10 protein-coding genes are annotated in these 16,404 nt (G+C 66.1%); 6 read left to right on the plus strand and 4 right to left on the minus strand.

The genetic code is table 11. The features are described 5' to 3' along the window. Positions 1-184 precede the first annotated feature (184 nt). Entirely contained in the window at positions 185-892 is a 708-nt protein-coding gene (locus ACXPWS_RS26815) for a hypothetical protein (RefSeq protein WP_458709555.1), read from the minus strand. A gap of 116 nt (positions 893-1,008) precedes the next feature. Here ACXPWS_RS26815 and ACXPWS_RS26820 point away from each other — a divergent pair, with 116 nt between their 5' ends. From ACXPWS_RS26820 to ACXPWS_RS26840, 5 genes are all read left to right on the plus strand, one after another. After that, positions 1,009-1,419: an SseB family protein gene (locus ACXPWS_RS26820; RefSeq protein ID WP_458709556.1), complete on the plus strand. Its 411-nt coding sequence runs from the start codon at positions 1,009-1,011 to the stop codon at positions 1,417-1,419. Continuing rightward, positions 1,407-2,069, plus strand: coding sequence for a hypothetical protein (locus ACXPWS_RS26825; protein WP_458709557.1), 663 nt, complete (start codon positions 1,407-1,409; stop codon positions 2,067-2,069). The genes ACXPWS_RS26820 and ACXPWS_RS26825 overlap by 13 nt, the downstream gene beginning before the upstream one ends. 3 nt (positions 2,070-2,072) lie before the next feature. Then, positions 2,073-8,042 carry a putative T7SS-secreted protein gene (locus tag ACXPWS_RS26830; RefSeq protein ID WP_458709558.1) on the plus strand — a complete coding sequence of 1,990 codons (5,970 nt, stop codon included), beginning with the start codon at positions 2,073-2,075 and terminating at the stop codon, positions 8,040-8,042. 448 nt (positions 8,043-8,490) lie between these two features. Continuing rightward, positions 8,491-9,309 carry an RHS repeat-associated core domain-containing protein gene (locus tag ACXPWS_RS26835; protein WP_458713710.1) on the plus strand — a complete coding sequence of 273 codons (819 nt, stop codon included), beginning with the start codon at positions 8,491-8,493 and terminating at the stop codon, positions 9,307-9,309. Between the two features lie 874 nt (positions 9,310-10,183). Beyond that, positions 10,184-10,687 carry a hypothetical protein gene (locus tag ACXPWS_RS26840; protein WP_458709559.1) on the plus strand — a complete coding sequence of 168 codons (504 nt, stop codon included), beginning with the start codon at positions 10,184-10,186 and terminating at the stop codon, positions 10,685-10,687. Positions 10,688-10,724: 37 nt separating this feature from the next. On the opposite strand, the gene ACXPWS_RS26845 is transcribed toward ACXPWS_RS26840, so the two are convergent. Beyond that, entirely contained in the window at positions 10,725-11,516 is a 792-nt protein-coding gene (locus tag ACXPWS_RS26845; protein ID WP_458709560.1) for a DUF5336 domain-containing protein, read from the minus strand. Between the two features lie 33 nt (positions 11,517-11,549). Then, the gene (gene eccE / locus ACXPWS_RS26850; protein WP_458709561.1) at positions 11,550-13,253 is read right to left on the minus strand and encodes a type VII secretion protein EccE; all 1,704 of its coding nucleotides are present in this window, start codon (positions 13,251-13,253) and stop codon (positions 11,550-11,552) included. Between the two features lie 59 nt (positions 13,254-13,312). On the opposite strand from eccE, the gene eccB reads away from it, so the two are divergent. Continuing rightward, positions 13,313-14,818 carry a type VII secretion protein EccB gene (gene eccB, locus ACXPWS_RS26855; protein ID WP_458709562.1) on the plus strand — a complete coding sequence of 502 codons (1,506 nt, stop codon included), beginning with the start codon at positions 13,313-13,315 and terminating at the stop codon, positions 14,816-14,818. A gap of 4 nt (positions 14,819-14,822) precedes the next feature. On the opposite strand, the gene eccD is transcribed toward eccB, so the two are convergent. Beyond that, a complete protein-coding gene (eccD, locus tag ACXPWS_RS26860; protein WP_458709563.1) occupies positions 14,823-16,322 on the minus strand; it encodes a type VII secretion integral membrane protein EccD in 1,500 nt (499 codons plus the stop codon). Positions 16,323-16,404 lie beyond the last annotated feature (82 nt).

Below are 16,404 nucleotides of genomic sequence, written 5' to 3' on the forward strand. Positions count from 1 at the left end.
GCCCAGCGTCCATCGGGTGGCCAGGGCGGAAATCACCGCGCGCGCCGTTGCGCGGGTCGGTACATCGCCGGGGTTCGGCACAACGCCGCGGTTCGGCACAACACAGTCCGTCACGCCAAATAGGTCATCACCAACTGTGTCATTTGTCAATGGCACAGTTGGTGGCGACAGCTTCTTCCGCGCGTCAGGAGTGCGAGGACCACCAGGCGTACAGGTCGGTCAACGCTGGTCCGCCGGTCTCCCCGCGAACCTCGCCCAACAGCAGTTTTGCGTTGTCGGTCCAGGCCACGACGGGCCTGCTGCCGACGTAGCCACAGAACAGCGTGCCGCTGACCAATTGCGGAGTGGCATTGCGCCGCCACGGACCCGGTGACTGGATCCGCCCGGGGCATTCGACGGTCGTCGACGCGCCGACCACCCCGTTGAGCGCTGCATCCAGCGCGGCCTTGTCCTTGGCGAGCGTGAACGTCGCCGCCGTCGGCCCGCCGGCATCGGTGTTCCGTTTGCACGACATCGCAGCCGCGCCGCCGTCACCGGGCTGGGCCTGCTCGCAACTGCCTTCCGGATACCCGGCCGGCAACAGGGCCGCCAACCGGGCCTGCGCCTGGGTCACCGTCGGGTCCACCGAAGATGTTGCCGTGGTGGATGTTTCGCCGCCGTCGCGGGTCACCAGCCAGCCGACAACGGCCGCGATGACGATCACGACCACCAGTGCGATGGCGCCCAGCGCCAGCTTCGGACCGGGTCCGTTCTCGCGCTGACGCGGTACCGGCCGGCGGATGTCGTCGAGTTCGAAGAGCTGGTCCCACGCCGGGCCGCCGGGCGGCGGCGCCGCGCGCCAGTCCCTGGGATCGGGGCCGTTCGGCCCCCACGGTGGCTGCGGTGTATTCACGCCGAGTCTTCCCCCATCCTCGCGAACTCACGCGCCCCAATATCGCACGCGGGCAACTGACACCTGGTAGCCAACGCACAGTTAAGTAGGATGCTAGCCAGGACTTTCTGGCGGGGGTGGCCGTGTTTCCGTTCGAGGTGGAGCGTTCAGCGTTCTTGGGGGGTTTCGGTGACCCCTCGGCGCTGCTCGCCGGCCTTCGCGCCGCCGAGCTGGTGGTGCCGCTGGATGAGCAGGGGGCGGTGTTCACCTGGGTCTGGGGTGGTCTGCCGTGGTTGGTGGCGTTCACCGGGGTGAACCGCTGCGCCGCGTTCGCCGAGGCAGCCGGCCGTGACAGCGCCGCCGTGCAGATCTGCCGGGTCCGCGGCGCCGCGGTGCTCGACGGCCTGGACCGCGCCCCGGAGCCCACGGGTCTGGTGGTCGACGCGGCCCACGCCGAGGCCATGGTGTTTCCCCCGGTCAAGACGATCACCCCGCACTGCTATATCGACGAAGCGACAGGGAAGGCGGTCCGCACATGGGCGGCGTAAAGGTTCTCGGCGTCAACCCCGACACCCTCAGGCAGGCCGCGACCGGCATCAATGGGGTCATCGAAGGCATCTCCAGCGGCATGATGGGCAGCTACCAGGGCCAACTCGGCCGCGGGTTCGGCGACCTCGCCATGACGGGCCTGGAGGCCAGCCACCCCGACGTGCAGTCCGGCTTCGCCAACTTCACCAACCGCTGGGAATGGGGCACCCGCGCCCTGATCACCGCGGCCAGCGATATCGGTTCGGCGCTCGACCTGGGTGCCGGGCGCTACGAGCTCCAGGAGAAGTACTTCAACGACGCCGCCAAGGACATGGTCAATGACCTGGCCGGCGACCCGTCGCTGCAGAAGGAGTCCGTGAAAGACGCCGACGGCAACATCGTCGTCCGCGGCACCGACGACATGTCGTGGGGCGACATGGTCGATTACAACGCCAACCGGCTGTCCCACCCGGACTGGTCGGCTGAATCGTTCGACAAGGTCAACGACCAGATCGATCAGAACCTGCAGGCCATGAAGGACAACTCGCTGCAAGCCGGCCTCAACGCCGTCAATCCCGCCGAAGCCGCCAGGGTGACCGTCGACGGCTTCCTCAACGGCGACCAGGCGCCGGCGCCCCCGGTTGAACAGGCCCCCGACCCGAGGCTCTGACCGATGGGCTGGGGTCTCGACGACCTGATCGGCGACGCCGAGGACCTCTGGGACGACACCAAGGAGGTCGTCGGCAAGGTCGTCGATGTCGGCTCCGACGCGGTGGCCGATGTCGCCGACGCGCTGGGCGCCGACGGGGTGGCCGACAATATCCGCGAGTGGGGCGATCACATCGCCGACGAACTCGGCGCCACCCCGGACGAGAAGAACCTGAACGAAAGCGACGTCCCGAAGGACCTGATCCACGGCGAACCGGGAGTGATGCGCGACCGCGCCGGCAAGCTGGAGGGGCTGTCCACCAACTTCAGCACCGCCGCCGACGGACTGGCCGGCATCAACGTCGGCGAATTCCAGGGCGAAGCCGCCGATGCCTATCACCAGAAGATCAGCCAGGAGATCCCGAAGTGGCGCGATGCCGCCAGCGCCTGCAAGAGCGCCGCGGCGGCGCTGAACACCTTCGCGCCCATCGTCGAAGCCGCCCAGCAGCGCGCCGCCGAGGCCATCGAGAAGTGGAAGGAAGGCCTGCGCCAGCACGAGCAGTGGGTGCAGGCCTGCAACGAGTACAACGCCGCGGTGGACAGCGACGCCGACACCCTGCCGCCCAAGCCGCCCGACGAAGACCCGGGCAAGAAGCTCTGCGAGGAAGCGGTCCAGATCCTCAACGACGCCCGCAAGGCACGCAACGAAGGGGCATCGTCCGCGGCGTCGGCGTTCAACAATGCGGCCAACGAGGCGCCACCGGAACCGCCGCCCTCGCAACGCGTCGCGGCGGACTTCAAAGACTTCGCCGACACCGCCGCGATGTTCAACAGCCATTCGGTGGTCGGGCTGGTCGGTGCCGTCACCGATCTGGGCAAGCTGGTCCGCACCGTCGACCCGACCAACCCGTACAACATCGCGCACCCGGCTGAATACGTCCGCAACACCACCGCCGTCGGTGCCGGGCTGACCAACATGGCCGCCCACCCCGACCAGTTGATCAAGGGGTTCATCGGCGACGGCTGGGGCAAGGACCCCGGCCAGGCGTTCGGCACCTTCGCGTCCAACTTCATCCCGTTCGGCCCCAAGGGCACGGGCGCCATCAAGACCGTGCTCAAGGACGCGGCCGAGGGTGGGGCTCGCGACGTGGGCCGCACCGCCGCCGGCGCGGCCACGCATTCCCGGCCCGCCGAAGGCCTGGCATCCCACAGCACGCCGCACAGCCCGCCCGAGGCCTCGGTGTCGCCGCACACCGGCGGGCACGACGCGACACCCGCGGCCACCACCCACGAGGCACCGGCAGCTCCGGCGCAGCATCCGCACGCCGACGCGCCGGCCGAAACCCAACCCCGCGTGGAATCACCGCACGAGCCCGCACCGGAGCCGCCCCGCGCCGCCGATCCGCCGTCGGCCGAGCGGCCCCCGGCCGAGCACTCACCGTCGGCACCGGAACGCCACGACCCCGATCAGGCGGCGCTTCATGACCGCGGTCCCGACCCGGAGCCGCGCCAGGAGACGCCTCCCGCGGACCGCACACCGGAACCGCGCACCGACTCCCCCGCGCCACACGACCGGTCCCCGGAGCCCGGCGGCCGCCACGGTGACGATCCCGAACCATCCCCGCGTGATCCCGAGGGGCGTGATCCCGAACCTCGTCAGGAACGCGTGCCCGACGAAAGCCCCACTCCCCGGGAGCATGACGGCACCCCCACCGAACGCCCGCACGACAGCACACCGGCCGAACGCCCCACCGAGAACCCCAGGCCCGACGGTGACCGGCCCGCCGAGACACCGCACACCGACAAGACCGAACCGGCCAGCGCGCCGCACGACAGCACCACACCCAGGCCCGAGACCCCGGCCGTCCGCGACGAGTCGCCCACCCCGGCCCGCACGGATCCGGCGCCGTCGAGCACGCCTTCGACCGCACCGCACAGCAATTCGCCGGCCCCGCAGACTCCGGTGAATCCGGCCCGCGCCGAAACGCCGAGCCCGATGCGTGACGCTCCCACTCAAGCCGCCCGCGAGGTGCCGACCGCCAGGGAAGCACCGGTATCGCGACCTCCAGAGGCGCCCGCAGCCAAACCCAGCCCCGCCGCGGCGGCCGACAACGCGCCCAAGCCCGCCGCGGCAGCCGCCAAGGACGCGGTCAACCCGACCGAGGCGGCCCGACCCGGCGAGGCGGTCGCGGTGATGGACCGCGGGCCGGCGCATCCCGGTGGCGGCGACCGGACCATGCCGACGAAGTCCGGCGGCCACGGCGGCGACGGTCCCGGCATCGGCCACAAGCCCGACGATCACCATCCGGACGGCCCCGAGGACGGCGGCTACCACGACAAGCAGGACACGCCCGAAACCGCCAAGAACGACCCGGCCGCGTCGAATCAACCGCACGACACCAAGACCTGTAATGACCCGGTGGACATGGCCACCGGCGCATACGTGTTGCCCGCGGTGGATGTCGACCTGCCCGCAGTCCTGGGGCTGCGCCTGTCCCGCACCCACAAGTCGAATTACCGGGCCGGGATCTGGCTGGGTCCGTCCTGGTCCTGCACCTTCGATTCCCGCGTCATCGTCACCGCCGATTCGGTCACCACCGTCGACGCCGACGGCACCATGCTGTCCTTCGACCCGCCGGTCGCCGATGAGCCCAGCGTGGCCCGGATCGGCCGGCCCTGGCAGCTGTGGAATGCGCCCAATGGCGGGTACCGGCTGCAGCCACCGCATGCCGGGCTCAGTTATCACTTCGCGCCGAAACCACATCTGGGCGGCGCGGACGCCGCCGACGGAGTCATCTTCATCTCGGCGATCACCGATGCCCACAACAATCGGATCTTGTTCACCTACAACGATTCCGGCGCTCCGTCCGGGGTCGTGCACTCGGGCGGCTACCGCATCGGCGTGGACTGCGCCGGATCACGCATCCGCGGCTACACCCTGGCAACGGACACCGAATCCACGGTGCTGCGCCGGTTCGGCTACACCCGGGGCGATCTCACCGCGGTGACCGATGCCGCCGGAGCCACCACCTCATTCGAGTACGACGACCAGCACCGGATGCTCGCGTGGACGGATTCGTCCGGCGCGCACTACGCGAACACGTTCGACGAACAGGGCCGGGTGGTCCGCCAGGTCGGCGATCGGGGCGTCTGGTCGGGCACCTTCACCTATACCGATGATGCCGGCGGACGCACCAGCACCTTCACCGACGCCGTCGGCAACACCACCGTGTACGGGTTCGACACCGACCTGCGGCCGCGGGCCGTTGCCGACCCACTGGGCCGGGTGACGCGCACCGACTTCAACGCCGATCGTGATCCACTGGCCATTTCCGATCCCACCGGCGCGACAACAACATTGCGCTACACCCCCGACGGGCTGCCCGCGCAGATCACCGATCCGCTCGGCGGCGTCACCACCATCAATTACGTCACTACCGCCGCCGGTCCACGGCCCGCGCAGGTCACCGCGCCGGACGGCGCGGTCACCGTGTTCGGCTACGACGATTCCGGTAACAGGGTGCAGATGCGTGACGCGGCCGGCGGGGTGTGGCGCTGGGTGTACGACGGGTCAGGCGCGGTGGCCGAGCGGATCGACCCGATGGACCGGCGCACCCGGTACGCCACCAATCCTGCCGGGTTGCCTGTCACCATCACCGATGCCGCAGGTTTCGAAACGCACTGCTCTTACGATGATTTCGGCCAGCTCATCGAAATTCTCGGCCTCGATGGCGCGCGGACGCACCTGAGCTATGACCGCGCCGGCCGGGTGACGTCCCGGACTGCACCCGACGGGTCGTCGGAATCCTGGAGCTATGACGGTGAGGGCAACCGCATCTCCTACACCAACGCGGTCGGTGCCACGACCCGGTGGGAGTACGGGTTCTACGATTTGCCGGTGGCACGGATCGACGCCGACGGTTCCCGCACGCATTTCAGTTACGACAATGCCCGCAGACTCATCGCCGTCACCAACGCGGCCGGGCTGACGTGGAGTTACCAGTACGCAGCCGACGGAATGCTGGCCGCGCAAACCGATTTCGATGGGGCCACCACCCGATACACCTACGACGCGGCGGGCCGGCTGGCCTCACGTACCAACGCGGTCGGTCAGACGGTGACCTACAGCTACGACGCGGCCGGCCGGATGATTTCCGAATCGAGCGGCGACGGTGATTTCGGCGGCGAGCGCGTCGACTACACCTACGACGCGGCCGGCAAGCTGCTGTCCGTCGTGATGCCCTGGGCCCACATCGAATACGGGTACGACGCGGCCGGCCGGGTGATCTCGGAGACCACCGATGACCGGGTGGTGCAGTCGGTGTTCAATGCCGCCGGCGATGCGGTGGAGACGTTCACCCCGTCGGGGTTGCGGACCGCGTTGTCCTATGACCGGCGCGGGTTGGTCGAGTCGCTGTCCACCGCGGGGCAGCGTTGTGAGATCACCAGCGACGAGCTGGGCCGGACGACGCGGTTGCAGTACGGCACGACGGCCATCGACTCGGCGTTCGACACCGCCGGTCGGCTGACCGGCCGCCGGGTGCTGGCCGGGTTGCGGGATCTGTCGGTGCTGAACCTGGGCACCGGATCCGGTGGTGCGACACAGGTATTGGCCGCAGCGTCCTACACCTTCCGGCCGGATGACACCCTGGCTGAGGTCAGCACCGCCGATCCCACCGCGCCCGTGCTGGGTACGGCCGCCTCCTACGGCACCGACATCCTGGGCAGACTGGTCTCCCGTCGACCCGCCGATGCGGTGGCCGAGTCCACCGTGTTCGACGCCGCGCAAAACCCGACCATCACCGAGGGATCCGCGGCCACTGCGGGTTGGCGGTATGAGGGCACCCGGCTGATCGATGACGGCCGGGCGCGCTATCACTACGACGCCGCAGGTCGGTTGATCCAGACCGTCACCAAACGGCTGAGCCGCAAACCCGATGTCTGGCACTACCACTGGGATGCGTGGGACCGGCTGCGCACCGTCGTCACCCCCGATGGACAGACCTACCGCTATACATACGACCCATCCGGGCGCCGACTCACCAAGATCAGCGACCAGGAAACCGTCACCTTCGCCTGGCACGGCACCCAACTGGTCGAGCAGACCACCACCACCGGGCAGGTCACCTCCTGGTCGTATCTACCCGGCCAGTTCACCCCGCGCACCCAAACCCACACCACCGCAACCACGTCGGATCTGCGCGCCGGTGAACTCTCCCTCGATACACCGGCCGCACTCGCCCCGCAGACCGAGATCGACCGCCGCTTCTACGCACTGGTCACCGACCACATCGACACCCCGGTCGGTCTTCTGGATCCCACCACCGGAACCCTGGCCGGCCAGGCCCACGCCAGCATGTGGGGCCAGACCACCTGGACCGGCACCGATACTCCCTGGCGCTACCCCGGCCAGTACCACGACCCCGAAACCGGCCTGCACTACAACCACCACCGCTACTACCAACCCCACTCCGGACGGTATCTCTCACCCGACCCACTCGGGCTCGCACCAGCACCCAATCCCTATGGATACGTGGGGAATCCGACGGCGTTCGTAGATCCATACGGGCTGAACCCGTGTGAACCCAACGCGCAGGATCGCGGAAACCGGTCAGGCGAACGGTACGGTAACGGTAATGCCTACACGGTCGCGTACGACACCACGATCGAACCCGATCTCTTTCCGGGGCATACGCGGGGTGAACACTTCCGAGCGGCCAACCAGGCGCTTCTGGACGCGATCGACGCGGACCCCCGCTTCGCTGAAGCGATGGAGAATCTCATCCCGGGCATTCGTGACTCGATCCAAGGTCCTACCGGCGCTGCACGTCCTCGTTCACCGGCAGAGCTAGGATGGACCTGGCACCATCATGTCGATCCAGGAAGAATGCAGCTGGTGCCCGAGATACACCACCCAGTCGGCGCTGGTGGTAAACCCAATACCTGGCGATTGATGCATCCGGGAGGACGCGGTGGAATGGCAATTTGGGGCTGAGCACCCGAAACCCATACGAACGCTGCTCGAGCAAGTATTTGAAAGCTCATACACCGAAATTCCAGATGGATCCATCTTCGTGCCCAAAGAGTCCTACTCGAATCGGCAGATCACTCTTGAGACTCCGGCCTATATCTCCGAATCGACATTGCGGGACGCTGGCGATTGGACATACTACCTCGAACTATCGGTTATCAAAGAGTTACTCGAAGGTTTCAACGGGATCGATCAAGATCTACTCCAACGTATCACTCACTACGCCATATTTGACGACTTTCCTCCCTCATAGATGACACGTCCTCTATTGCAGTATCAAGCCCTTGGTAGAGGTTCCTGCAAGAAGTCCGTGAAAGTCTGTAGCGACCATGCTTTTCGTTAGCAGATCCGACGGGCACGGGGCTGAGCTCACTCGCGCGCGCATTGAATCGCCTATCATTGCGAAACCGGCCTGCACTACAACCACCACCGCTACTACCAACCCGGCACCGGCAGATACCTCTCACCCGACCCACTCGGACTCGCACCCGCACCCAATCCCTATGGATACGTGGGAAACCCGACGGCCTTCACGGATCCATACGGGCTGAACCCGTGTGACCCGGCCCAGACCGAACGTTCTTATCTTTATCGTGGAGTTGCAGCCGACCACCCCGGATACCCCGATGCTATACAAGGCAACGTATACCCCCGTGACCCACTCAGCACCGTAACTGGCGAGGAACACAACCTCGGTAACACGCGCTCGCCATTCACTTCGTGGACAAGAGATATAGACGTCGCCACCCGTTATGCCGGAGAAGACGGCGTAATTCTTCGGCCCCCTGCCGGCCCAGCCCCAGGGCGATCGTATGAGTGGAGCCCTGACGTATTCTACGAAAGTGAGATCCTTAATTCGAGGACCGGTCGAGGGAGCAGAAATTCTACGATGACTCTCGAAATGCCTGCGGAATCGCTTCGACGTCGCTTTCTAACATCTAGCGCGCACGGAAGCAAAATTGCAATTGAATTGCTGGCAGATTATGGACCCTCATCGATGATCCGGATCCAACGAGTTTCCGCTCACGATTTACGGAAGATATACTCAGTCAGACATGAAGCATACCGGGCAGGAGATGGTCCATATATCGAAAACTTCGATGACTTTCTGTGCGCACTTAATGAACCCGGAGATGTTGAATTCTTCACACTTTCGCGTGGCACGGAACGCTGGATATTTCTAATGAGGAATGCGTTACCGACTTCGTTTCTATACATCCGTAGTTCTTAAAGCCGTATGCGGACGAACGCTCAACAAGAGGGTCCAACTCGAACGGTCTTCTCACATAGCTCATCAAGAGATCGGCGTGAGGCAAACTGTCCGTGGAGGAACGGGCCACGAGTACCGCTCCTGCCCAGGTTCACATTTGACGTTCGGATCGGGTCGCTGACTGGCCACTCTGAATTTTTCGCCGGGGATCTGACAGCCTGCTGTATGCGTGAAGTAGTTGCTCACCGACCCGCTGAAATAGCATTCACCAGGCACCATGTTCAGCACGAAACAGGAGATCATTGTCGGGGAAAAGGAGTTGTTGGTGTCTTGGCTCCGGTTTCCGTCACCGAAGTGTAGATCGTTTTTTGTTCGATCGTCTTCCCGTCGGGACATCCTTTTTCAGCCGCGCCTCTATACGCCAGTTCGTACGGACTGGAGTTCGCTGGGCAAGCGACCGACCACACGGAACCTTTTCTGCTCTGAACTTCCTGCGATGATATGCATTCGCCTACGTTGAGACCAGCGAAAGGCTTCTGACCCGGAGTCTCAAATGGATCGGGCCGCTTGGACCTCACTACTTGGTCCGCCGCAGCCAACCGCAAGCATGGTCACCACAGCAGCGCAACCCGACTGTAATCGATATCTCACGTACACCCCCGTGCGCCTATGCTTCCAACATACCCGCGACTGAACAACGGGATCGCGCCATCCTGATCTTCTGACGTGATCCACGGACTACGTAGGCGCGCTGTCTTTTTGACGCAAACGGGACCACCGACACGACTAGACTGCCCTCAAACGTGGGGAACATTCGGGGGGAATCACCATGTCAATGCCGCAATCCGCTGTGCCACAACCACCGCCGGCCGAGCCGTACTTTCAGGTACGAGTCATGAAGCACACGGGCATCGTGCTGTTCTGGCTTAACCAGTACAGCACTGTCACGGGCACTTTCGCTCAATGCGACGCTGCCATCCGGCAGGCGCGTGATTACTGCATCGGTGCCGGTTGGTGGAGTCTGCCTTCGATCGTGTTGTGGAACTGGATTGCGCTGTCGCACAATAGTTCTGCGCGACGCACTCTCTATCAGGAGGCTCAGCGGGCTCACGAGTATGCATGGTGGTGGGCCACGTATTACGGCACCGATCAGGATCGGGCGCGGGTGTTTCCACCACCACCCGCACTGCCGCAACGCCCCCGATGGGGGCTGCGAATCCTGCTGATCGTAGTGGCCATTCCCGTCCTGCTATTCGTGCTGCTCGTTGTGCTCGGCACCATCGGCAAGCTCATTCACCACGATAAGCACTCCTACGGTATGGGTGCCACCACCAGCCTGCACACCACCGAATCACCAGGCACTATCGGTTCCACAGGCCCTCTCGGCGCAACACCGTGACTCGACGAACCCGGCACGACATTCACGTGGCCGCGGCTCAGTTCGACGACACCTCACCCGGCTCCTCGCCGCGCACCCCCGGCTGCTGCACACCCGCGGCGCCGCCACGCCCGTAACTCGGAATCCCCGGATCCGCCCCAGCAGCGGGCGCCGGCGCTCCGGCCGCACCACGTTGCTGCGGCGCCGGCGGATATCCGGCCTGCCGGTAACGCTGCTGTAGTGCCTCGTAGGAGTCCTGAGCGGCATCGGCGCGCACCCCGGACACCCCGCGAGCCTGCGCGGTCGCCGCACCGTGGGCCTGCGCCTGCGCGGTCGCCTGACCCTGCGCCACAGCCTGCGCTGGCGGAACCTGCTGATATTGCGCGTAGGCCTGGTAGGCCTGCATGTACTGGGCATAGGCGGCGTAGTCCGGCCCGGTCTGCGCGGGTTTGTCCTCGCCGCCGAGCAGCAACGCGGCCAGCGCCACCGCGCCTTGCAGCAGGTTGAGCACCACGATCACCACGACCGCCCAGCCGGCCCCGCCTGCGTCGTCGGCGGTCAGCCAGGTACTCAGTGCCACCAGGAATCCGGTCACCGCGAGCGCGGCGGCCAGCCAACCGTGATCACCCTGCCGGGGCAACAGACCGATCCCGGCGATCACCGCTGCCAACACGCTGAACCACACGGCCCAACCGAGCGTCACCGGTGACCCGAAGCTGACGCCGAAGGTCAGAAGGCCCAATACCGCAGTGGCGATCCATAACGCCCGTGCGCGTTGGGTATTGCCTTCCGGCTCGGCGGCCAGCTCATAACCGCCATACCCCGCGTAATAGTCCGGCGAATTCGTCATGGCTGTCCCTCCCTGGAATTCCAACCTATTACGTCAGTCAGCCGAATTGAACGACGCTTTGATATATCGCATCTCGTCGTCCGTGGCCACCATCGTGACCTCGGCGGACCCGGACCGGGTGCGCACCGCCACCACGTCGTTCTTCGGGTCGATCAGCCGCAGGCTCACATCGACATCCCGCGACGGCGCGGCCTGCGGCGGCTTCACCACAATCGCGGTCACCCCGACCCGCACCGCCTGCTCAGCCACCCCGTCGAACATCTCTACCGAGTAGTTGCGTTCCGCACCGGCTTGCATGGACCCGCGGTTGAAGTCGGTGACCCGCAGGACGTTCTGATCGGCGACGGCTTCGACCATGTCCCGCCACGCCGCCGGCCGGCGGGTGTGCACGCGCACCCGCGCCCCGAGCGCCAACGACCGCAGCACGGCCTGTTGCGCCAGGTGCAGAGTTCCGCAGACCTCTACCCGTTCGATCTGCGGACCGAACAGTGGCAGCGCGACGGCGCGTCCGTGCGCGTCGGCGCCGATCACCTGCCCGCACCCGGAGGCGGGCAGTGCCAGGTCTTTGAGTGCGTCGGCGTCGGTGGCGAATGCCCAGCGGTCGACCACTCGCCGTGGCGGCGGCAGGGGCAGGCTGGACGCCAGCGCGGAGAATTGGTATCCGCGCAGGTGACTCAGCCCGCGCAGCCGCGCCCGGATCCGGCCGTGGCTGTTGAACCGCACCAGCCCACGGATTTTCACCAGGTCGTTGTCCTGGTCGCGGCGCAGTGACACACACACCGTGGTCGAGTAGCTCGGCACCGTCCACAGCAGGCCGAGGCCTGCGGTGTCGAACATCGACGGCTGCACCGCGAAGCTACGCAGCTGGAAAAGCCCCTCCTGGCAGGTGAACCAGGTTTCCTCGACGCTGCTCAGGGCCACCCCGTCGGACAGTTGATTGGTGGCCTGGGCGATTTCGCTGGCGGTCATGATGTGCGGTCGCAGACCGGCTTCGGCCAGCCGATTGGCCACCCGTCGGGTCGCGGTTCCTGCGGTTCTGATGATCCCTTCGCGCCCACCGCCGCGGTTGCGCACCGCATCGGGGCATCGGGTGGGATCGAAGCGCACGGCCACCCACACGGTGCGTTGCGCGATGGCCGGCAGCGGGCCCAGCACCGCGTCGTAGATCGCGGCGATCTGGCCGTGCCCCTGGGAGCGCGCGCCCTGGCTGATCACGTCGATCGAGTCGAGGGTGATATCGAACTGCTGCAGGCAGTCGGCGACCATCTGCACCGACACCATCTCGCCGGACACCGTGACGCCGGGCTCCAACACCGTCAGCGCCTGCGGGTTCTCCTGAATCCGCACCACGGACAGCAGTGTCTTGCCGTCCCAGTGGAAGCCGATCTGCGCACCGTCGGGCAGTTCGGCGTCGAACGGCTCGTGGCGCACACTGCGTTTGGTGCGGCGACGACGGTCCCGCGCAAACCCCGCGCGCATCCCGATCCAGCGCGGCAGGGTCAGCCCTCGTACCCGGACCACGAACAGCAGGGCCACCCCGAGCCCGGCGGCCGCGCCGTACCAACCGGGCTGGTGCAACAGCAACGCGGTGGCGACACCGATTCCGACGAGCAATTCGACCAGGAGCAGATCCCGTAAGGGCAGGGCGCGCTGCGGGATGATGTCGACGGTCGACGCGAAATATCCCGGCGCAGCCGTGTCCCCCCGGCCTCGCTCGGACCTACGACGAACTGTCACACCCCCGGTCCCTCATTCGTTGAACGGCTGTACCCTGATCGCTGATTGGGGGAGCAGCCATGCCAGCGCAAGTTACCACGCGTGCTCAGGTCAATGGGTATCGCTTTCTTATCCGGCGCCTCGAACATGCCCTGATTCGCGGCGATTCACGGATGATCCACGACCCGATGCGTGGCCAGATGCGCGCGCTGCTGGTCGGCATGGTGATCGCGATTCTCATCGCCGGCGCGGGGGGCGTGCTGGCCTTCTTCAAACCGATGCCCAACTTCGGCAATTCGACGATCATGCTCAGCAAGTCGAACGGTGCCATCTTCGTCCGCATCGGCGACAAGCTGCATCCGGTGTTGAACCTGGCCTCGGCCCGCATGATCGCCGGCAAGAACGACCCACCAAAACAGGTGGACGACAAGTTCCTCAACACCGTCCCGCTGGGCCCCATGGTGGGCGTGGTGGGCGGTCCCGCCGCCATCCATCAGGGCGACGATATGAACCTGTCGTCGTGGACGGTGTGCGATACCACCCAGACCCCGAAGGTCACCGAGAACATCGGCAGTTTCGCGGTGGAGACCACCGTGCTGGGCAACAATCCGGTGCTCACCGACGACATCCGCGCGGCCACGCCCGCGCAGATGCTGCTCACAAAGACCGGTGACACCACGTTTCTGATCTACAACGGGGTGCGCGCCCCGATCGACCCGGCAAATCCCGTGCTGCACAGCGCCCTGCACCTCGGCGATGCCGAAGTGCGCGAGGTCTCCCCCGGGTTGCTCAACGCGTTCCCCTTGGTCGACCCGATTCAGCCGATCACCATCGACGGTGTCGGCGAGCCCGTCAACTTCCTCGACGCGCAATACCGGGTGGGCTCGATCGTCAAGACGGTCGACTCCCGCGGCACCCAGCTCTACGTCGTGCTTCGGGAAGGGCTGCAGCCCATTTCGGAAGCCACCGCGGACATCATCCGGTACGGCGACGCGGGGTCGCCGACGCTGTCGGACCCCAACACCATCTCACCGGCGGTCATCAGCAATGCTCCGATCGTGCACGCCTTGCACGTCGACCACTACCCAACGGCCTCACCGCAATTCATCAATGTCGAACCCGATCGGGTGATCTGCCTGTCCTGGCAGCGCAGCAACACCGCCGCCGAGGCGACCAACCGACTGCTGGTCGGTCACCGGCTGCCGCTGCCCAAGGACGCGCAGCCGGTGCGGTTGGCGACGGCCGACGGCAACGGCCCCGGTCTGGACTATGCCTACCTCAAACCCGGTACCGGAGAATACGTTCAGTCCACCGGCGGCGAGCCCAACAGCAGGGCCATGGGCCAGTTGTTCTACATCGCCGACACGGGCGTGCGCTACCACATCAAGGATCTGCCGACCGCGACCGCACTCGGCGTCGTCGGTGTCAAAGACCCCGACAATCCCAAAGAGACACCGCAGTTCGCGCCGTGGCCGGTGATCTCGCTGTTGCCGCCGGGACCGGAGCTGTCTCAGCAGGCCGCACTCATCGCCCACGACGGGATGGCCGCCGATCCCGACGGGTTCAAGGTGGTCCCGCCGAAGTAGGGCGTTAGATCCGCAGCTCCCGGAAGAACGCATACAACCGGATGATCCAGCACGCCAGCGGGAAGACCAGAGCGATGGCCAGGTACTCGAGCAGTTCCACTCGCCGTCGCATCACGGGCGAGAATTCCAGCCGCGGCGCCACCAGCCCGGTGCACACCACCAGGACACCGAGGGCCACCAGCAGCAGCGCCGAATTGACTTGCCAGCCGTCGAGATTGACTGCGGTCTTGACGATCATGGCGAGCACGATCAGCAGGCCCGCACCGATCAGCGTTGCCGACTGCACCAGGTCGTGGTGGCTGCGTCCGCGCAGGCACAGCACCGTGGCGACGGCGATGGAAAATGCCGTTCCCTGCCAGAAGAACCCGTTGCTCACATCCACGGCCAGGTAGCAGCCGACGATGGCGGCCACCCCGGCCGCAGCGATGATGCCGGTCAGGTATTCGTTGGCCCGACGCACCCGCTCGGCCATCCCCTCCTCGGTGGGGATCACCTGCTTACCGATGGCGTTGACACCTTCGACCGTTGTGCCGCCCTGAGTTTCGATGTCATCGAGCGGCTCACCGGCGGTGGGCACCCGCGGCACCGGCAGCTTGGACAGCATGATGGTGGTTCGCGGGGCCAGGTAGACGATGATCACCGCCACCGTCGCCAGGATGGCGCCGATGGAGCGTGGGGCCGGGTTGAGCACCAATTCGGCCACCGCGGCGGGCACGCACAGCACCGCCACCGCGATCACCGTCGTGTACAGCGACCGGCCGCGACCGGAGATCAGCAGGATCAGCAAGGCCACCAGGGCGGTCAGGCCGAACGCCATGGGCAGCGCCTTGACCCCGTGCGCACCGGGCACCACGAACAGCGAGCCACCGAAGATCAGCGGCATCGCCGCGCCGGCCAGCCACGCCGACCGGCGACCCGCCCCGGACCGGTAGGGCAGCACGCACGCGACCGCGGCGCACACCACCCCGACGACGAGCGCGGCCAGCGCGGCGATCGGGACCGCGGGAACCAGCGGGACAACGGCCTGCCGAGGCAACAACACCGCCACCAGCACACCCATCAGAATGCTCAACCCGAACCAGGCTGCCGGGCGGGCGTTCTGCACCAGCCACGCCTTGCGGCTGTCGGTCTCTGCGGCGAGCGCCTCGACGTCGTCGAACAACAGTGGTGCCGAGGGCACACCCACCTGCTGCACCACCAGGAAATCACCGTCGTAGATGCCGGCCTCGGCCAGTGACCTGCTGGGATCGATCGCACCGCCGCCCAGCCGGGCGAACGTCCACTTGCCTTCGACGTTGTCGAACTGGACGTCCTCCAGGTCGCTGACGACGGGAAGCTGATCGTTGGCCAGGTCGATGACGTCGAAGATGACCGCACCGATGCTGACGTGGGTGGGCAGCCCGATATCGAGCACCAGTCCGCCGATGAGCACCGAGACGCGGCTGAGCTCCTGCTCGGATTCGGACTGCGAATCCAGTTCCGACAGCGATAACGGCAACGTCATCGGATAGGGCCTCCCACCTCGTCTCCCGATGGTGTGACAATACCGACGATCGCTCGTTAGCCTGACAAAGCGAGTATTCGGG

This window comes from Mycobacterium sp. BMJ-28, assembly GCF_054404835.1.